The sequence below is a fragment of the Arthrobacter sp. Helios genome (assembly GCF_023167125.1).
In the GTDB taxonomy this organism is placed as follows: domain Bacteria; phylum Actinomycetota; class Actinomycetes; order Actinomycetales; family Micrococcaceae; genus Arthrobacter_B; species Arthrobacter_B luteolus.
Genome location: NZ_CP095402.1, coordinates 3,215,402 through 3,233,851, shown reverse-complemented (window position 1 = coordinate 3,233,851; position 18,450 = coordinate 3,215,402). Strand labels below are relative to the sequence as shown.

The window sequence follows — 18,450 nt, the reverse complement described above, 5'->3', positions numbered from 1 at the left end:
CGCCGGACTCCGCCGCCGGTCACAGGTGCTTGGGCAGGATCTCACGGGCGAGGTCCGCAATACGCCGTTCATTGGGGAAGGAAAGCCGCCGGCTCAGGACTGAAAGGGGTACCCACGCGACGTCAACCGCCTCGTGGTCAGGGTCATTCTCAATCGTGAGTTCGCCGCCGACGGCGACCAGCAGATAGTGGTGCACGGTCTTGTGCACCCGGTGGCCGCTGACGGTGAACCAGTAGTCGATGCTGCCCAGCGGACTGAGGATACGGCCGCTGATGCCGGTTTCCTCGGCGATCTCGCGGATGGCTGCCTGCTGATTGTCCTCGTCGTTCTCCGGGTGGCCCTTGGGCAGGCACCACTCCAGCCGTCCGCCGCGGTTAAGCCGCGCGATGATGGCCACGGGCAGCTGGGAATCACTGGTATCCACCACAATGCCGCCAGCCGACACCTCTTCGACGGTGGGCAGGGCCGCATGCGCCGGGTGCGCGCCGGAACTGCCCATTGACGCAGTCAATGGGGTCCGCTTGGGCGCACTCGGGACAGGATGGGCCATACCCCCACTGTAACTACCTTTCCCCAGCGATGATGACTGTTCCCAGCCCGCCCCCGCCCGGCCGCGCCAACCCCGGCGTGTCCGGGTCACAGGCGGGCTCTGTTGTCCGCTGCGGCCGGTTTATCTGGCACGCTTAAAGCACTATGGCGCACCTTTTTGACAGCTCTGTCCCGCATCCCCCGCTTCCTGGCGTGATCCCGCAGCTGGGAGAGAAATTCCAGGCGGCCGGGTTTGAACTCTCCCTGGTCGGCGGACCGGTGCGCGACCTGTTCCTGGGCCGGGTCTCTCCCGACCTGGACTTCACCACGAATGCGCGGCCGGATGACATCCTTGCCGTGGTCCGCGGCTGGTGCGATGCGTACTGGGAGATCGGCCGGGAGTTCGGCACGATCGGGATGCGCAAGGACGGCTTCCAGATCGAAATCACCACCTACCGAGCCGAAGCCTACGATCCGGACTCCCGCAAGCCGGTGGTTGCCTTCGGCGAGAAGCTCGAGGACGACCTGTACCGCAGGGATTTCACCATGAACGCGATGGCCCTGCGGCTGCCGCAGCTCGAACTGGTGGACCCCTACGGCGGAGTCCGTGACCTGCAGGCCGGAGTGGTGCGCACCCCCGGCGCGCCGTCGTCGTCCTTCTCCGATGACCCGCTGCGCATGATGCGCGCGGCCCGGTTCGCGTCCCAGCTCGACGTGCGCGTTGCTCCGGAGGTGTTCGCGGCCATGAAGGATATGGCCGGGCGGATCGAAATCATTTCGGCTGAACGGGTCCGCGATGAGCTGGTGAAGCTGATCAACGGCAAATCACCGGCGGCGGGCATGGACCTGCTCGTGGAGAGCGGCCTGGCTGACTATGTGCTGCCCGAAGTCGCGGCGCTGAAGCTGGAGATGGACGAGCATCACCGGCACAAGGACGTCTACCAGCACTCGCTGACCGTGCTGCGGCAGGCCTGCGAACAGGAAACCGGCCCTGACGGACCGGTGCCGGGCCCCGACTTCATCCTGCGCTTCGCGGCGCTGATGCACGACGTCGGAAAGCCCGCCACCCGCCGCTTCGAACCCGCTGGATCGGTCAGCTTCCTGCACCACGACGTCGTTGGCGCCAAGCTCACCGCGAAACGGATGAAGGCGCTGCGTTTTGACAATGACACCATCAAGGCCGTCTCCCGCCTGGTGGAACTGCACATGCGCTTCTACGGCTACGGCGACGCGGGCTGGAGCGACTCCGCGGTGCGCCGGTACGTCACGGACGCCGGCCCGCTGCTGGAGCGCCTGCACCGGTTGACCCGCTCCGATGTCACCACCCGGAACCGGCGCAAGGCCGAACGCCTGGCCTTCGCCTACGATGACCTCGAAACCCGGATCGCCAAACTGGCCGAGCAGGAGGAACTGGCTTCGATCCGTCCGGACCTCGACGGCAGCCAGATCATGGAACTGCTTGGCATCCGGCCGGGACCGGTGGTGGGCCGTGCCTACCGTTTCCTCCTGGAGGAACGGATGGAGAATGGTCCGTCGAATCCGGAAGAGGCGGCGGCCAAGCTGCGCGCCTGGTGGCAGGAACAGCCGGAAAGCCGGCAGGACACCGGGAGCGCGGAGCAGCTGGCGCAGCCCAACGAGACGGAGGAACAGTCATGACCGCAGGGAACTTTGGACCGGCAGTTCCGGACCTGACACCCGCCGGAACTCCGCTGCCCATCCTTTGGCTGGTCCGGCACGGGGAGACTGAATGGTCCCGGGAAGGAAACTACACCGGGCTGACCGACATCCCCCTCACCGTGGAAGGCGAAGCGCAGGCTGCGGCTGCACGCGGAAAGATCGGTGGCTTCAGCTTCGACCGGGTTTTCACCTCCCCACTGGTCAGGGCCCGGCGCACTGCTGAACTCCTGGGCCACCCGGACGCCGAGATCCTGCCCCACGCCCACGAATGGGACTACGGACGGAACGAAGGCCGGAAGAGCACCGAGGTGCGCGCGGAGAACCCGGGCTACATCATCTGGAACGACGGCGTTCCGGGCGGCGAAACACTGGACGCCGTCGCAGCCCGCGCAGACCGCATTATCTCCACCGTCCAGGCCGGCTGCGGAACGCCGATGGACCAGGACCCGGACGCCGTTCCGCTGGAGCGGGCACTGCTGGTGGCCCACGGACATTTCCTGCGGATCCTCGCCGCCCGCTGGCTGGGTCTTGCCCCCGATCAGGGGCGGCATCTGGTGCTCGGAACTGCGGCCGTCTGCGTCCTGGGCTGGGATAAGCACACTCCGGCCCTGCTGAAATGGAATATCTAGAAAGAATTCCGAAAAAGTTTTACTTTGGGCTTGGCAATCCCCATGTAAGTCGGCTATATTTTTTTCAGCGGCCGGCTCAGCTGCCCAGCAAAGTGCATAAGCAAAGTGCAAGAGCTAAGCAAAGTGCGCGAGCAAAGTGTATGAGCAGAGTGCACCAGCAAAGTGCATGCAGTCGGTACTTGCAGAACCCAGCGCAGCGGCCCTTCAGTGGCCCCGGACGAACAACGGAGGTGGAAAATGGATACGAATATTTCGGGTACATCCCGGCGGTCCCATTCGCAGTTCCATTTCCGTGCAGCCATGTCCGGCCTGCCACTTGGAATGCAGTACCGAACCTGCGGCCAGCCCCTTGGCACCGGCAGGCAGCCCGGCGGTTCCGGACAAGTCCGGGAAGCCGCTGTGCATCCGCGGATTGCCGCGTAGCCAGCCAGGTTTCCACTGGTTCCCGGTCTGCGGGGCCGCACTCCATGCAGCTCACCCAGGTTTTCGGGCACCGCGGCTTCGATTCCTGGCCCTGACTGGTATTACCGACCTCCCATGCCTGCCCGATTAATGCGGGCACAGATCAGCATGCGGAGCCCAATTGCCTATTTCAGTGGCCATTGAATCTGACTGCACTTTTCCTTTCTTAGCCTTTTTATTTCCGCGCTTTTAGCGCGCCATTCTTCGGAGTATTTCCATGCCTTATATCAACCTGCCCTTTTTAGGGCTGAACGACGAGAAATCTGTTCACCCTCCCGCGCAGCCGCCTCCGATTCCAAGGAAAGAAGCCCGGCGTGCTGCCGGCACGGATGCACGCCGGGCCGGTCCAGCCGAGCTGGTGCGCAGGGTGGCCGGTGCCCTCCTCCGCCGCGGAGCCATCAAACTTCTGGCCATCAAGCTGGCAGCAAGCCAGGAGTCGCTGCAGGAGCAGGAAGAACGCCAGTTCAACCTCCTCACCTACTACGTCAACAGCCGCAGCCGGCTGTGACGGTGCCTGCCAGGCCTCCGGTGGCCGTTGTCATCAGACAGCGGCCACCCGGTCAGGAAACAAAGCCGGGCCTTCTCGCGTTGTATGGTCGATAGGTAGGGAACACAGGCCAGCGACGAAGGGAGTGCTGTGCCCCAGGTTAACCGGGTGGCCATGCTCTCGCTGCATACCTCTCCACTCGAACAACCTGGTTCCGGCGACGCAGGCGGAATGAACGTTTACGTTCGTTCCGTGGCCGTCCAGATGGCCAAGATGGGCGTGCAGGTGGACATTTTCACCCGCGCCTCGGCGCCGGACCAGCCGCCGGCAGTGGAGATCGCTCCGGGAGCAACCGTTCGCCACATCACCGCCGGACCCCGGCGCCGCCTTCCCAAGGAAGTGCTGCCCGGACTGGCGGAAGAGCTGGCCGAGGGCATCAGCGCAGCTGCACGCGGCCTGCAGGAGCATGGACGCTACGACGTCCTCCATTCCCACTACTGGGTTTCCGGGATTGCCGGACTGGCGCTGGCACGCCAATGGGATGTCCCCCTGGTCCACACCATGCACACCATGGCCAGGGTAAAGAACGTCCAGCTGCAGCCCGGTGAGCGTGCCGAACCGCAGGTGCGGATCCAGGGGGAGCAGGACATTGTTGACTCCGCGGCCCGCCTGATCGCCAACACCACCACCGAAGCCTCGGAACTTGCCACCTGGTACGGGGCCAGCGAGTCAGCCATCGATGTGGTGGCGCCCGGCGTTGACCTTGAGGTGTTCTCCCCGGCCGGCCGTGCGCTGGCGAAACCGCTGCACGGGATCCGCCGGGAAGAGTTCCACGTGGTGTTCGCCGGGCGGATCCAGCGGATGAAGGGACCCCAGGTGCTGGTGGAAGCTGCTGCGAAACTGCGGACCGCCCGCCCGGACATTCCGCTCCGGATCAGCATCCTCGGTGCCCCCAGCGGGTCCGAGGTCCTGGACCTGGAAGCCGCCGTCGCGTCCTTGGCACTGGAGGGAACGGTGCAGCTGCGTCCACCCATCGCAGCGGGCGGGCTCGCCGGCTGGTTCCGCTCCGCCGACGTCGTTGCGGTGCCTTCCTACAGCGAATCCTTTGGCCTGGTGGCGCTGGAGGCCCAGGCCTGCGGGACCCCGGTCATCGCAGCCGACGTCGGTGGCCTGCCCAAGGCGGTCAGCTCCGGCCGGACCGGAATCCTGGTCCAGGGGCACGATCCGGCGCGCTGGGCCGCGGAGCTCGAAACGCTCTACGACCACCAGTCCTGGCGGGCCGAACTGGGCCGCTCCGCTGCTGTACACGCCCGGGCGTTCGGCTGGCAGCGCACCGCGATGCTCACCACGCAGGGCTACCGGCGGGCTGCCGACCAGGCCTCCGCGCAGTCCGTCCGAAACTGACGCTCCGACGCGCCACGGCTTGGATTGACGCATAACGGGGCTGGTGCGAGCGTTGTCCTATGGCCAACGACCTCGATATCTCCCGCGCCGCGACCCTGCAGCCGATCACATCCATCGCCGCCGCCGCCGGCATTCCCGATGAGGCGCTTGAACTCTATGGCCGGTACAAGGCCAAGGTGGATCCGCACCTGATCCCGGCCCGCGAGGAAAAGGGCAAGGTTGTCCTGGTTACAGCCATGAGCCCAACGCCGGCGGGGGAGGGTAAATCAACGGTCACTGTCGGCCTGGGCGACGCCCTGGCGCGTGCCGGCCGCCGGACTGTCATCGCATTGCGGGAACCGTCCCTGGGCCCGGTCCTGGGCATGAAAGGCGGCGCCACCGGGGGCGGGTATTCCCAGGTCATTCCGATGGAGGAAATCAACCTGCACTTCACGGGGGACTTCCACGCCATTACCAGCGCCAACAACGCCCTGGCCGCCTTGGTGGACAACCACATTTACCAGGGCAACGAGCTTGGGATCGATCCCCGCCGCATCACGTTCCGCCGGGTCCTGGACATGAATGACCGGTCCCTGCGCAACGTGGTGATCGGACTCGGCGGTCCCGGCCAGGGCACACCGCGCGAGGACGGGTTCGACATCACCGTGGCGTCCGAGGTGATGGCCATTTTCTGCCTTGCCACGGGACTCGAGGACCTCACCAGCAGGCTCGCCCTGGTCACGGTCGGCTATACCTACGACCGCCGGCCCGTAACCGTAGCGGACCTGGGGGTCCAGGGTGCCTTGGCCCTGCTGCTCAAGGATGCGCTGAAGCCCAACCTGGTGCAGACCATCGCGGGGACACCGGCCCTGGTGCACGGCGGTCCTTTTGCGAACATCGCGCACGGCTGCAACTCAGTGATCGCCACCTCACTGGCCCGGGACCTGGCCGACGTCGTCGTGACGGAAGCCGGTTTCGGCGCCGATCTGGGGGCGGAGAAGTACATGGACATCACCTCCCGCGCAGCGGACGTGGCTCCCGACGCCGTGGTGGTCGTGGCGACCATCCGGGCGCTGAAGATGCACGGAGGTGTGCCGCGGGACCGGCTGGGCGAAGCCAACCAGGCGGGCCTCGAGGCCGGGACGGCCAACCTGCGCCGGCACCTGCGCAACATTGCCAAGTTCGGGCTGAATCCGGTGGTGGCGGTCAACCGCTTCACCTCCGACACCCAGCAGGAACTGGACTGGCTGCTGGAGTGGTGTTCACAGGAGGGAGTGGAAGCGGCCGTCGCTGATGTGTGGGCCGGCGGGGGCGGCGGTCCGGGCGGGGATGAGCTTGCGGGGAAGGTCCTGGCTGCCCTGGAGAAGCCGTCCGCTTTCAGCCCGCTGTATCCGCTGCAGATGAGCGTGGAGGAGAAGATCCGCACGGTGGTCCAGGAGATCTACGGTGCGGACGGCGTGGAGTTCTCCGTGCCCGCGCTGCGCCGGCTGGAGGAGATCAGGGCCAACGGCTGGGAGCATTTCCCGGTCTGCATGGCCAAAACGCAGTACTCCTTCTCGGACGACGTAACCAAGCTCGGTGCGCCCGAAGGATTCACCGTGCATGTCCGGGACCTGGTGCCCAAAACCGGTGCCGGCTTCATCGTGGCACTGACCGGGGCGGTCATGACCATGCCGGGCCTGCCAAAATCACCGGCGGCACTGCGGATGGGCGTGGCACCGGACGGCACGCCGTCGGGCCTGTTCTAGGCCTTCCGAAGCCTCCCGGAACAGCCAAAAAGGTGGTCCTCCCGCTGGGAGGGCCACCTTTTGCTGGTTTGTTGAGCTTGGCGAGCGGGGCTTAGCGCTCGACCTCGCCGCGGATGAACTGCTCCACCTTGTCGCGGGCGATGTCATCGTTGTACTGCTCCGGAGGGGACTTCATGAAGTAGCTCGACGCGGAAAGGATCGGGCCGCCGACACCGCGGTCCAGGGCGATCTTCGCGGCGCGGACGGCGTCGATGATCACGCCGGCCGAGTTGGGCGAGTCCCACACTTCCAGCTTGTACTCCAGCGAGACCGGGGCATCGCCGAAGTTGCGGCCTTCCAGGCGGACGAAGGCCCACTTGCGGTCATCGAGCCAGGCGACGAAGTCCGACGGGCCGATGTGTACGTCGTTCGCGGAGAGCTCGGCCTCGACGTTGGAGGTCACAGCCTGGGTCTTGGAGATCTTCTTGGATTCCAGCCGCTCCCGCTCCAGCATGTTCTTGAAGTCCATGTTGCCGCCGACGTTGAGCTGGTAGGTCCGGTCCAGCGTGACGCCGCGGTCTTCGAAGAGCTTGGCCATCACCCGGTGGGTGATGGTGGCGCCGATCTGGCTCTTGATGTCATCGCCGACGATCGGCACGCCCGCAGCGGTGAACTTATCCGCCCACTCCTTGGTCCCGGCAATGAAGACGGGCAGCGCGTTGACGAAGGCGACGCCGGCATCAATGGCGCACTGGGCGTAGAACTTGGCCGCTGCCTCGGAACCGACGGGCAGGTAGCAGACCATCACATCGACGTCGGCGGCCTTGAGCTCAGCCACAATGTCCACCGGTTCCTCATCGGATTCGGTGATGGTCTCCCGGTAGTACTTGCCCAGGCCGTCCAGGGTATGGCCGCGCTGGACTTTGATGCCCGTCTCCGGGACGTCACAGATCTTGATCGTGTTGTTCTCGCTTGCGCCGATGGCGTCCGCGAGGTCAAGACCGACCTTCTTCGCGTCAACGTCGAATGCGGCCGCGAACTGCACATCGTTGACGTGGTACTTGCCGAACTGGACATGCATCAGGCCCGGGACGGTTGCTGTCGGGTCGGCATCGCGGTAGTAGCGGACGCCCTGCACCAGCGATGCAGCGCAGTTTCCAACACCAACGATTGCCACCCGGATGGGATTCTTTGCCACTGTTCTCCTTTGAAGACATTCATATGCCGCCGCACGCGGCGCAGGCAACTGCCTCAGTCTACTTTGTTAATCTGGTCACATGCGGCCCGCTTCCAGCTGCCCGGGCCTGCGGGCACCTCCAGTCCGCGGCAGGCTGCCCGGCGGCGGCCTGGTCACGAAGCGGGAGGCAACGTCACAGAAGCGGGATAACGACGGCGGCAGCCCCCAGGACTGCGACGGCCGAGTGCCCTGCCAGCGAGAGGCCGCGCTGCACCGCCGGGCTGGCCCGGCCCCGCAGGAACGCGCCGGAGAAGACCAGGCCCAACTGCCAGCTGAGGGACGCCGCCGCCACTCCCGTGATAAACGCGGCAGGGCCGGCAGGCGGCGCCAGGAGGTCCCGGAGCCCGGCCGCCAGGGCCGCAAAATACAGCAGGGTCACCGGGTTGACCGCGGTTAATGCCACGAAGAGAGCAAAGCGCCCCCGGTGTTTGGCTGCCCGGACTGCCCGCCGGTTCGCCTCCGTCTCCGCCGGAGCCGGGGCCGGGGCGCCGGCGGCGGCGGCCGGCCGCGGGACGCCGCGGCAGGTCTGCCGGATGCCTGCCAGGCCCAGCAGAATGAGCGCGGTTCCTCCAGCCACGGCCGGCAGGGAGCCCCAGGACGCGGCGAGCGGAGCGGCAGCGGCACCGGCAAAGACGGCCAGGGTGCAGTACACCGTGTCAACGAGTGCGACGGCAAACGCCGCCGGTGCGGCCGCCCGGAAGCCCGCCGTCAGCCCTTCGCGCAGCAGCAGGATGCCGATGGCACCCAGCGGTGCGGCCACGCCAAACCCGGCGACCACGCCCGCTGCCAGTGATGAGAGAACGTCCATCCCTGCACTGTGCGGCTCACCGCCGGGCAGCGCCTCACTTTGAGCGGTGGGGTGGTTAGAATCGCGGCGTGGACGATACAGACAGCAATATACTCAGCATCCTGCAGAGCGAAGCGCGGATCACGTACAGCGAGCTGGGCCGCCGGGTCGGCCTGAGCACCAACGCGGCCGCAGCACGCGTCCGCCGGTTGGAAGCCAGCGGCATCATTCTCGGCTACCGGGCCATCCTCGGCTCGGAGGCCCCGGACGCAGGCCCGGGACTGCAGGCCTTCATCACGTGCGGCTCAAGCCGGAGACGGATTCCCGCTCCTTCCTGGAGTGGTCCCGGAATGACCCGGCGGTCCAGGAGGCAGTGCATGTGACAGGCCCCTATGACTACCTCCTGCGGGTCGGTGTGCCCACCATGAAGGCCTTGGACGAGCTGCTGCACCGGCTCAAGACGGGTTCCGGGGCCATTCAGACCCAAACCAGGCTGGCCCTGCGCTGAACGGCACGCCTGCATACTGGAAGGCATGGATCCCAAGCTCCGCCGGCGGCCGCTGCGCATCGTCGTCCCCAGCCGAAACGACCGGCTGCTGCGCCGCTTCACCGAAGGTATCGGCGGGCCGCTGGGCCGCTTCACCGCCCCGGGCGTCGTTTCCCCGGGCTTCTTCACCGTGGAGCGGGTGCTCATCCTCCTAACCACCGGGGCAGCCCTGGTTGCCCTGCTGGCCAAAACCCCCTGCCGGCTCAGCGGCTGGTCCAACCAGTTCTACATGGCCTGCTATTCGGACTGGCCTGCACTGTTCAGCGCACGCGGCCTGGGGGAGGGGATCTACCCGTTCATCAGTGCCGGCTCCGAATTCGAGTATCCGGTGCTGCTTGGTCTCCTGGCCGGTTTCGTGGCCTGGCTGGTTCCGGCCGGCGCCGAATCCCGTGGCCTGCTGTACTTCGACCTGAACGCCGTTTTTGCCACCATCGCCTGGATCGTGACGGTCGTGGCGACCATGCGGATGGCCAACCGGCGCCCCTGGGACGCGGCCATGGTGGCCGTGGCCCCGGCCGTGATCCTGTCTGTCTTCATTAACTGGGATATCTGGGCGGTGATGCTCGCGGCACTTGGAATGCTGGCGTTCGCGCGGAACAAGCCGGTTGCAGCGGGGATCTTCCTGGGTCTGGGAACGGCCTTGAAGCTCTATCCGGTGCTGATCCTGGGAGCCGTGCTGGTGCTGGCGCTGCGAACGCTCAAGTTCCGGGCAGCCCTCCTGGCCTTTGCCGCCACCGCGGGGACCTGGCTGGTGGTGAACGTGCCCTTTATGCTGCGGGACTATCCGGGCTGGAAACACTTCTATGAGTTCTCCCGTGACCGCGGCTCAGGGAACTCCAGCGTCTGGCAGGCCTGGGACATTACCTTTCCCGAGCGGGCCGTCAGCCCGGAGTTCATCACCTTCTGGGCCTACTTCCTGTTCGCCCTGGCCTGCGCGGGGATCGCCGTCCTGGCCCTGGCAGCCCCGCGCAGGCCCCGGCTGGCCCAGCTCGCCTTCCTGATCGTCGCGGCGTTCATCCTCACCAACAAGGTCTATTCACCCCAGTTTGTGCTGTGGCTTGTGCCCCTGCTGGCCCTGGCGCGGCCGCGCTGGCGCGACTTCCTCATCTGGCAGTTCTTCGAGGTGATGCACTGGTGGGCTATCTGGCTGTACCTGGCTGCAGTGATCGGCGGCGGCCCGCCGGAGAACAACCTGGACTCGGGGTGGTTCGTCCTGTCCGTCATCGGACACATGAGCGCCACCCTGTATCTGATGGCCCGGGTGGTGGGAGACATCCTGGATCCGCGGACAGACCCGGTCCGCCGGTTGGACATCGACGACCCGCAGGGCGGGCCTTTCGACCATGCAGCGGACCGCTGGCGGATCGGGCTCCGGCGCCGCCCTCGGGTACCCTTGGAAACGGACGAAGCCCCGGCGAAAGAAGCACTGTGACACCCGCTCCCTACCGTTTCCAGCAGTTGTCCCGTGAGGACTTCGATGCCCTGGCAGAACGGCATCCCGACGTTGTTATTCCGCTGGAGCAGACCCCGTACTGGGCGGATTTCGAGACCCGGCTTGGCCGTGATCCTTACGGGATCTGGGCCTATTACGACGGCGGCAAGCTGGTTGCCACCGCAAGTTTCCTGCGTTCCTCCCGCCGTTTCCGCCCGTCCCTGGTTGCCGTGAACGGCCCCACCTGGTTCAGCGAACGGACGCCGGAGGCCGAAGCCAGGCTGGTGCAGACCGTGCAGGACCAGTTCCGCGCGGACCCGGCCGTGGATCCGCTGTACGTCCGGATGCAGGTGGAGCACCAGCAGCCGCCGGTCACCGGACCGCTGGAACACGGCTGGTACGAGCGCGAGATCGTCGTCGACCTGTCACCGGAGACCGAGAAAATCTCCGCCGCTTTCCGCCCGAATGCCCGCAACCTGATCCGCAAGGCCGAGAAGCTGGGCGTGGATGTGCGCACGGTGGAGCGGGAGCAGTGGACCACGGTCTTCCGCACCGAGCTGTTCCCGATCATGCAGGAAACCGCGGCGCGCGACGGTTTCTCCAGCTTCGACTCCGCGTTTTACGAAACGCTGCTGGACGAGCTCGGTGACTACCTGCGCCTGATGGTCGCCTACGTCGACGGCAAACCGGTGTCCTGGCTGATCACCACCGAGTACCGCGGCTACGCCGTCTACTATTTCGCCGCCAGTTCCCGGGATGCCCGCAAGACCAATGCGCCGTATCTGCTGCTCTGGGAAGCCTTCAAGGTACTCAAGGAGGCCGGGAACACTGCCTGCGGCCTGACCGGCATCGAGAGCGAAAATTACCCTTCGCTGGCGAACGTCACCACCTTCAAGCGGAACTTCTCCAAGACCATTGTCACCGTCCCCACCACCTACGACATTCCGCTGAAACCGGCCCGCTACCGGATCCTCGCCAGCGCCCTGCGCATCCGGCGGGAAGCACCGTCCGCCCTCAAGGGAGCCCTGGGGCGGCTGAAGCAGCTGCCGGCCGCAGCAAAGGCCCGCCGTGACTGATGTGACCGTGGTGGGATCCGGGCCGAACGGCCTGGCCGCAGCTGTGACCATGGCCCGCGCCGGACTTTCCGTGCAGGTCCTGGACACGGCGCCCACCGCGGGCGGGGGCACCCGCACCCAGGAACTGATCCGCCCCGGACACTTCCACGACGTCTGCTCGGCCGTCCACCCAATGGCGCTGGCAGCACCGTTCTTCCGCGCTTTCGGCCTGGCGGAGCGGATCCGGCTCACCATTCCGGAGGCGTCCTACGCCCAGCCGCTCGATGGCGGCCGCGCCGCCGTCGCCTACCGCAGCCTGGAGCACACCATCCTGGGCCTGGGACCGGACGGGCAGGCATTTGGTGCACTGATGCGCCCGCTGGTCCGGCATTCCGAGGCCATCACCGCACTGCTGATGAATCCGCTGCTGAGCCTGCCGCGCAATCCTGCCGCTGCCCTGCGGTTCGGCCTGGCAGCCCTGGAACAGGGAAGCCCGGCCTGGAACCGCCGCTTTTCAGGCGACGCTGCCCCGGCATTGCTGACCGGTGTGATGGCCCACCCCGTGGGCCGGCTTCCCTCCCTTCCGTCGGCCGGAGGCGGTCTGCTCCTGGCACTGCTGGCCCATACCGTGGGCTGGCCCATCCCGGAAGGCGGATCGCAGGCGATCTCCGACGCCCTGGTGGCGGACCTGCGGGTGCACGGGGGAGACCTGGAAACCGGACACCGGGTGAACTCGCTTGCCGAGGTTGCCGGATCCCGCGCAGTCATCCTGGACACCTCACCGGCGGGGCTGCTGCGCCTCGCCGGGGACCGGCTGCCGCCCCGGTACGCCCGCCGCCTGGAGAACTTCCGCTACGGCAACGCCGCCTGCAAAGTCGACTACATCCTCTCCGGACCGGTGCCCTGGTCCAATCCGGAAGTGGCCGGTGCCGGAACCGTGCACCTGGGCGGAACCCGCACCGAGACGGCGGCGTCCGAGGCGGAGGTAGCCGCCGGCCGGCATCCGGAACGCCCGTACGTACTGCTTTCCCAGCCCAGCAGCTTCGACGCCTCGCGCGCACCGGAGGGCCGGCACGTCCTCTGGTCCTACTGCCATGTGCCGGCGGGTTCCGAGCGGGACATGACCGCGGCGGTTACTGCCCAGATCGAGCGGTTCGCACCGGGATTCCGGGACCTCATCGTGGACTCGCAGGCGACGACGGCGGCCGGACTCGCCGCGTACAACGAGAATTACGTGGGCGGGGACTTCGGGGCCGGCGCGGTGACGCTGCCGCAGATGATCCGGCGGCCCGTGGCGTCCCGGGCACCCTGGGGCACGCCGGTGCCCGGGGTGTATTTGTGCTCCGCGTCCACTCCGCCGGGACCGGGAGTTCACGGAATGGGCGGCTACCATGCGGCCGCGCTGGCCCTGCGGCAGGTTTTTGGCCTGCCCGTTCCGGACCTTGCTCCTGCCCGTTGACGGCCGGCCCTGACGGGGCCTGCCGTCAGACCGGCGCACACTCCGGCACGGCGAAGCGCCGTTGCCGGGCCTGCGGGGATTCCGGTGTCCACAGGCTGTATCTTGAGAGGTGCCGCCGCTGCCTGGGACGGCAGCCAGAGCTTGACCGGGGGACCAGCCGATGACCGTTTCAACACCAGAGCGCCCGCGGAGCCGCCCCGGTGATGGAACACCCGCCACCGGCCTTCGGCCGCGCAGCCGCCGGCGGGCCCGCCGCGCTGGCCGGAATGCCGCCGTCGTGCTGACCGCTGCGGGGGTGGTGCTGCTGGCAGCTGCTGGGATCATCGGGTTCCGTTTCCTCAGCCACGATGTTTTCAGCCCGCAGGCCCAGGTGAAGGCGTATCTGGCGGCCCTGGCCTCGGGCGACCAGGCTGCGGCCATCGAGCTGCTGCCGCCGTCGGAAGCCCTGACCCCGGCGGACGAGGGCATCTACGCCGCGGCGGAGAACCGGATTACCGGTTATGAAGTGCTTGGCGAAGAAATCAACGGCAGCGAAGCGGTGGTCCGCGCTGAGCTTGAGCAGAACGGCGGCCGCTCCACGGTGGAGTTTGAGCTCAGTGACGACGGACAGCGGTTGCTGGTCTTCACCGGCTGGCAGCTGCAGCACACTGCAGCGCGGACGGTGGCGGTAACGGTTCCGGAGGGAGCCGGGGCGGTCAGGATCAACGGGCGGGACGTCCAGCTGCCGCAGTCCGGCGCCGGCACGGTCGAGGTGAGGCTGCTCCCGGGACGCTACCGGCTCCAGGGCCCCGACAGCCGCTATCTCACCTACGGAAGCCCGCATACTGTCCTGGTGGAACCCGGTATGGCCGGGGATCCCGGACCGGTCCGCCTGGTTGCCGCCGTGACGCCGGAACTTGCCGCCGAGGTGCAGGCCCAGGGAGACGCCTACCTTCAGGACTGCCTGCACCGCGCCGAGACAGCTCCGGCGGCCTGCCCGAATTCGGCCTACACGTCCGGCGGCGGCACCGCAGGCCACCGTGCCGTGGAGTGGACGGCGGAAAAGGCTCCCGTCTACCGGATCACGGGCACTCCGGCATCCGGCCTGTCCGTCTACGCCACCGGCGGTAAAGCCCGGGTGACGTACCAGGAGGACGCCGCCGGAGACGGGCGCTGGGAGACCCGGTCCGACCTGGTGAATATTCCCTTCAGCTCGGAGCTCGAGCTGGCCGGGGACTCGCTGAAGCTCGACTTCCGGCCGTAGCCCCTTGCACTGCCGCCCGGCGCGTGGCGAACTTGAGGGAGGAGGTTGCCATGACGGAAACACCGGAGCACCTGAACAACCATCACCGGGACACGCTGAACCAGATCCTGCGCCACCCTGTATCCCACAACATCGAGTGGAAACGGGTGCGTTCCCTGCTTGAGGCGGTCGCTGACACCACCCGGGAACATAACGGCAAGTACGAGGTCACCCTGGCGGGCCGCACCGATGTCCTCACCCCGCCGCGGGGCAAGGACATCGATGAACAGACCGTGGTGGACCTGCGCGAAATGCTGGAGCGGGCGGGATACACGCCGGAGGACTGAACCCTCCGGATGTCCCCTCCCGCCGGGGTAGCCGGCTGAGAGTTTTCCGCTGGCCGCCCAGGCGGACGGTGCCCTGCTCGACAGCCCTAATCGACGGTGAGTTCGCCCATCCGGGACCAGTCCTCGCCCTCGATGACCGTGTTGATGATCTGCGGGGTTTCCTCCAGGGCCTGGACCATATCCTTCATGGCCTGCTGGAAGTGGCTGCTGTTCACGTGGGCTGCTGCGGCGTCGTCCTTAAACGCCTCCACCAGGACATACTCGTTCGGGTCCTCCAGGCTGCGGGACCAGTCGAACCACAGGTTCCCGGGTTCGGACCGGGTGGCAGCAGTGAAATTGGCGGTGAGTTCCGGCCACCGGTCATTCCACTCCGGCTTGACCTTGAACTTAACGACAATGAAGATCATCTCTCCTGCTTTCGGTTGGGAACGGGACAGCAATCCTATGCCCCGCCCGGCGCCGCCGTCACGCTGGCCGGAGCCAGCCCGCCGGATGGGAGGATGGATGCGTGGCTCATCTCGACGTATCCAACATTGACTACTTCCTCTCCGACGGACGGCAGCTGCTCAGTGGTGTCAGCTTCAAGGTCGGCGACGGCCATAAGACGGCATTGATCGGACCGAACGGCACCGGCAAAACGACCCTGCTGCGGATCATCTCGGACGAGGTCAAGCCCGACGAAGGCACCGTCTCACGCTCCGGGAACATGGGCATCATGCGCCAGTTCGTCGGCCAGGTCCGTGACGGCAGCACGGTCCGCGACCTGCTTGTGTCCGCTGCCCCGCCGGTGCTGGCTGCGGCTGCCCGGGCGGTGGACGACGCGGAACTGGCCATGTTGGAGAACGACGACGAACCCACCCAGATGCGTTATGCCCAGGCGGTCGCGGACTGGGGAGACGTGGGCGGGTACGAGCAGGAAACCGTCTGGGACGAGGTCACCATGGCATCCCTGGGGATGCCGTTCGACCGGGCGCAGTACCGCAAAGCCAGCACGCTCTCCGGCGGCGAGCAGAAACGGCTGGTCCTGGAAGCATTGTTCTCCGGCCCGGACCAGCTGCTGCTGCTGGACGAACCGGACAACTACCTGGACGTCCCGGGCAAGCGCTGGCTCGAAGCGAAACTGGCCGAATCGAAGAAATCGGTATTGTTCGTCAGCCACGACCGGGAACTGCTGGCCAATGCCGCTACCCGGATCGTCACCCTGGAGCCGGGGATCAACGGAGCCTCGGCCTGGATCCACGGTGGCGGGTTCGAAAGCTACGTCCAGGCCCGCGAGGACCGGAACGCCCGGTTCGAGGAGCTGCGCCGGCGCTGGGACGAGGAGCACGTCAAGCTCAAGGAACTCGTCAACATGTACAAGAACAAAGCGGCCTTCCGCTCCGACATGGCCAACCGGTACCACGCAGCCCAGACCCGGCTGGCGAAGTTCCTGGAGGCAGGGCCGCCCGAAGCGCTGCCGATTGAACAGAATGTGCAGATGCGGCTGCGCGGCGGCCGGACCGCCAAGCGCGCGGTCGTGGCGCAGAAGCTTGAGCTCACCGGTCTGATGAAACCGTTCAGCACCGAGATCTGGTTCGGCGACCGGGTGGGAGTCCTGGGCTCCAACGGTTCCGGAAAGTCACACTTCCTGCGGCTGCTGGCCCTGGGCGGCAGCGATCCGGACAAGGAACACGAACCTGTCTCCGAGGTGGAAATCGCGCCCGTCCCGCATGAGGGATCGGTAAAGCTCGGCGCGCGGATTCGGCCCGGGTTCTTTGCCCAGACCATGATGCGCCAGGACCTGCTGGGTAAAACGCTGCTGGACATCCTGCACCGCGGTGACGACCACCGGTCCGGGCTGGGACGGGAAGCCGCGGCCGGCGCCCTGGATCGCTACGGCCTGGCTTCGCAGGGCGAGCAGAAGTACGACTCACTCTCCGGAGGGCAGCAGGCGCGGCTGCAGATCCTGCTGCTGGAACTCTCCGGAGCCACGCTGCTGCTGCTGGATGAGCCCACCGACAACCTGGACCTGCACTCTGCCGAGGCGCTTGAGAAAGCCATTGATGCCTTTGAGGGAACGGTCCTGGCGGTAACGCACGACCGCTGGTTTGCCCGCAGTTTCGACCGGTTCCTGGTCTTCGGCTCCGACGGCAAGGTCTACGAATCCGAAGAGCCGGTCTGGGATGAGAAGCGGGTCCAGCGGGCCCGGTAAGCCCTGCCGGCACAGGAATTTCCCATGGGTGGCAGCCGTGTCCCAGAATGGGCACGTGCAAACCAAATCACTGGATCGGGCACTACTGGCCGTTTTCGCCATCTTCGGACTGAACGGCATGATTTTTGCCAGCTGGGCAGCGCGGATTCCCGCTGCCGCCGAATCGCTGGGGATCGGCTCCGCCGGCGTCGGCGTATTGCTGCTCTTCTCTGCTGTTGGATCGGTCTCCTCCCTGCCCCTGTCCGGGGCAGTGGCCCAGCGGGTCGGCACGGCCAACGCGGTTCGGCTGGGAGGACTGCTGGCGTCCTTCGCCGCTCTGGTGATCGCCGCTGGCCTGGCCTGGACCTCCATCCCGCTGACCGCCGGCGGGCTGCTGATCTTCGGAGCCGGGATCGGCCTCTGGGATGTCGCCATGAACCTCGAGGGGACCGAGGTTGAGCACCGGCTGAACCGGACGGTCATGCCCCAGTTCCATGCAGCGTTCAGCGGCGGCGCGTTCGTGGGGGCGATGATTGGTGCGGTGCTGTCCGCCGTCGGCGTGAGCCTGTCCCTGCACCTGATCGGAATCGTGGTGATCGCCGTCGTCCTGGTGATCCTGGTTCCCCGGGCCTTCCTGCCGGACGCTCCGCTGCAGGAACACGGTGAACCTGTGGCCAAACCGTCCAGCTTCGCTGCGTGGAAGGAAGGGCGCACGCTGCTGATCGGCGTCGTCGTCCTGGGGGCGGCACTCACGGAAGGCGCCGCCAACGACTGGGTGGCCAAGGCCACGGTCGATGGGCTGCACGCCTCGGAAACCGCTGGCGCGGTGATGTTCGGTGTTTTCGTTGCCGCCATGACTGCCACCCGCTGGTTTGGCGCCCGTCTGATCGACCGGATGGGCCGGGTACGGGCGCTGCGCCTGTGCATGAGCGCCTCACTGGTGGGACTGGTCCTGTTCGTGGCCGCGCCCAACCTGTGGCTGGCGGGCATCGGCGTCATCCTCTGGGGGATCGGAGCCGCCCTGGGCTTCCCCATGGGTATGTCTGCGGCCGGGGATGACCCCGCGCTTGCCGCCGGACGGGTCTCGGTGGTCTCCACCCTGGGCTACACCGCCTTCTTCGTCGGTCCGCCGGTGCTGGGTTTCCTCGGCGAACTCTGGGGCCTGCGCAATGCCCTGCTGGTGGTCGGTGCCGCGATCCTGCTCTCGATCATCTTCGCTCCCGCCGCTGCCGAGCGCCGCAAGAGCCCGCAGACCGCCCAGGATCCTGCCGTGTAACGCAGAGATCCAGCCAACTTTCTGA

The 18,450-nt window shown here is 66.8% G+C and carries 17 protein-coding genes and 1 pseudogene; 14 read left to right on the top strand and 4 right to left on the bottom strand.

Annotated elements, in window-relative coordinates:
* Positions 1-19 precede the first annotated feature (19 nt).
* Positions 20-550: an NUDIX hydrolase gene (locus tag ArtHe_RS14785; RefSeq protein ID WP_174522136.1), complete on the bottom strand. Its 531-nt coding sequence runs from the start codon at positions 548-550 to the stop codon at positions 20-22.
* A gap of 143 nt (positions 551-693) precedes the next feature.
* Here ArtHe_RS14785 and ArtHe_RS14780 point away from each other — a divergent pair, with 143 nt between their 5' ends.
* The 5 genes from ArtHe_RS14780 (at position 694) to ArtHe_RS14760 (ending at position 6,914) form a co-directional block, all read left to right on the top strand.
* On the top strand, positions 694-2,184 hold the full coding sequence (locus tag ArtHe_RS14780) for a CCA tRNA nucleotidyltransferase (protein ID WP_248317645.1): 1,491 nt from the start codon (positions 694-696) through the stop codon (positions 2,182-2,184).
* Positions 2,181-2,834, top strand: coding sequence for a histidine phosphatase family protein (locus ArtHe_RS14775; protein WP_248317644.1), 654 nt, complete (start codon positions 2,181-2,183; stop codon positions 2,832-2,834). The genes ArtHe_RS14780 and ArtHe_RS14775 overlap by 4 nt, the downstream gene beginning before the upstream one ends.
* A 679-nt stretch (positions 2,835-3,513) precedes the next feature.
* Positions 3,514-3,804 carry a hypothetical protein gene (locus ArtHe_RS14770; RefSeq protein ID WP_248317643.1) on the top strand — a complete coding sequence of 97 codons (291 nt, stop codon included), beginning with the start codon at positions 3,514-3,516 and terminating at the stop codon, positions 3,802-3,804.
* A gap of 129 nt (positions 3,805-3,933) precedes the next feature.
* Positions 3,934-5,187, top strand: coding sequence for a D-inositol-3-phosphate glycosyltransferase (mshA, locus tag ArtHe_RS14765; RefSeq protein WP_248317642.1), 1,254 nt, complete (start codon positions 3,934-3,936; stop codon positions 5,185-5,187).
* Between the two features lie 59 nt (positions 5,188-5,246).
* On the top strand, positions 5,247-6,914 hold the full coding sequence (locus ArtHe_RS14760) for a formate--tetrahydrofolate ligase (protein ID WP_248317641.1): 1,668 nt from the start codon (positions 5,247-5,249) through the stop codon (positions 6,912-6,914).
* 91 nt (positions 6,915-7,005) lie between these two features.
* Here the strand turns inward: ArtHe_RS14760 and ArtHe_RS14755 are convergent, their stop codons facing one another.
* Both ArtHe_RS14755 and ArtHe_RS14750 read right to left on the bottom strand, forming a co-directional pair.
* On the bottom strand, positions 7,006-8,091 hold the full coding sequence (locus tag ArtHe_RS14755) for an inositol-3-phosphate synthase (RefSeq protein ID WP_248317639.1): 1,086 nt from the start codon (positions 8,089-8,091) through the stop codon (positions 7,006-7,008).
* Between the two features lie 172 nt (positions 8,092-8,263).
* Complete coding sequence (locus ArtHe_RS14750; protein WP_248317638.1) at positions 8,264-8,938, bottom strand: LysE family transporter; 675 nt, start codon at positions 8,936-8,938, stop codon at positions 8,264-8,266.
* Positions 8,939-9,006: 68 nt separating this feature from the next.
* On the opposite strand from ArtHe_RS14750, the pseudogene ArtHe_RS17905 reads away from it, so the two are divergent.
* From ArtHe_RS17905 to ArtHe_RS14715, 7 genes and pseudogenes are all read left to right on the top strand, one after another.
* Positions 9,007-9,168 (top strand): annotated as a pseudogene (locus ArtHe_RS17905) (AsnC family transcriptional regulator); the annotation flags it as partial.
* 47 nt (positions 9,169-9,215) lie between these two features.
* Positions 9,216-9,425 (top strand): Lrp/AsnC ligand binding domain-containing protein, encoded by a 210-nt coding sequence (locus ArtHe_RS14740; RefSeq protein ID WP_248317635.1) that lies wholly within the window; start codon positions 9,216-9,218, stop codon positions 9,423-9,425.
* Positions 9,426-9,450: 25 nt separating this feature from the next.
* A complete protein-coding gene (locus ArtHe_RS14735) occupies positions 9,451-10,896 on the top strand; it encodes a glycosyltransferase 87 family protein (RefSeq protein ID WP_248317634.1) in 1,446 nt (481 codons plus the stop codon).
* Positions 10,893-11,972, top strand: a complete 1,080-nt coding sequence (locus ArtHe_RS14730) for a peptidoglycan bridge formation glycyltransferase FemA/FemB family protein (RefSeq protein ID WP_248317633.1) — start codon at positions 10,893-10,895, stop codon at positions 11,970-11,972. The genes ArtHe_RS14735 and ArtHe_RS14730 overlap by 4 nt, the downstream gene beginning before the upstream one ends.
* Positions 11,965-13,410 carry an NAD(P)/FAD-dependent oxidoreductase gene (locus ArtHe_RS14725; protein ID WP_248317632.1) on the top strand — a complete coding sequence of 482 codons (1,446 nt, stop codon included), beginning with the start codon at positions 11,965-11,967 and terminating at the stop codon, positions 13,408-13,410. The genes ArtHe_RS14730 and ArtHe_RS14725 overlap by 8 nt, the downstream gene beginning before the upstream one ends.
* A gap of 160 nt (positions 13,411-13,570) precedes the next feature.
* Complete coding sequence (locus tag ArtHe_RS14720; RefSeq protein WP_248317631.1) at positions 13,571-14,653, top strand: hypothetical protein; 1,083 nt, start codon at positions 13,571-13,573, stop codon at positions 14,651-14,653.
* 50 nt (positions 14,654-14,703) lie between these two features.
* Positions 14,704-14,979 (top strand): hypothetical protein, encoded by a 276-nt coding sequence (locus ArtHe_RS14715; protein ID WP_248317630.1) that lies wholly within the window; start codon positions 14,704-14,706, stop codon positions 14,977-14,979.
* 86 nt (positions 14,980-15,065) lie between these two features.
* On the opposite strand, the gene ArtHe_RS14710 is transcribed toward ArtHe_RS14715, so the two are convergent.
* Positions 15,066-15,386: a putative quinol monooxygenase gene (locus ArtHe_RS14710; RefSeq protein ID WP_066300389.1), complete on the bottom strand. Its 321-nt coding sequence runs from the start codon at positions 15,384-15,386 to the stop codon at positions 15,066-15,068.
* Between the two features lie 101 nt (positions 15,387-15,487).
* On the opposite strand from ArtHe_RS14710, the gene ArtHe_RS14705 reads away from it, so the two are divergent.
* Both ArtHe_RS14705 and ArtHe_RS14700 read left to right on the top strand, forming a co-directional pair.
* Positions 15,488-17,170, top strand: a complete 1,683-nt coding sequence (locus ArtHe_RS14705) for an ATP-binding cassette domain-containing protein (RefSeq protein ID WP_248317629.1) — start codon at positions 15,488-15,490, stop codon at positions 17,168-17,170.
* On the top strand, positions 17,142-18,425 hold the full coding sequence (locus tag ArtHe_RS14700) for an MFS transporter (RefSeq protein ID WP_349238360.1): 1,284 nt from the start codon (positions 17,142-17,144) through the stop codon (positions 18,423-18,425). The genes ArtHe_RS14705 and ArtHe_RS14700 overlap by 29 nt, the downstream gene beginning before the upstream one ends.
* The last annotated feature ends 25 nt before the right edge of the window (positions 18,426-18,450 follow it).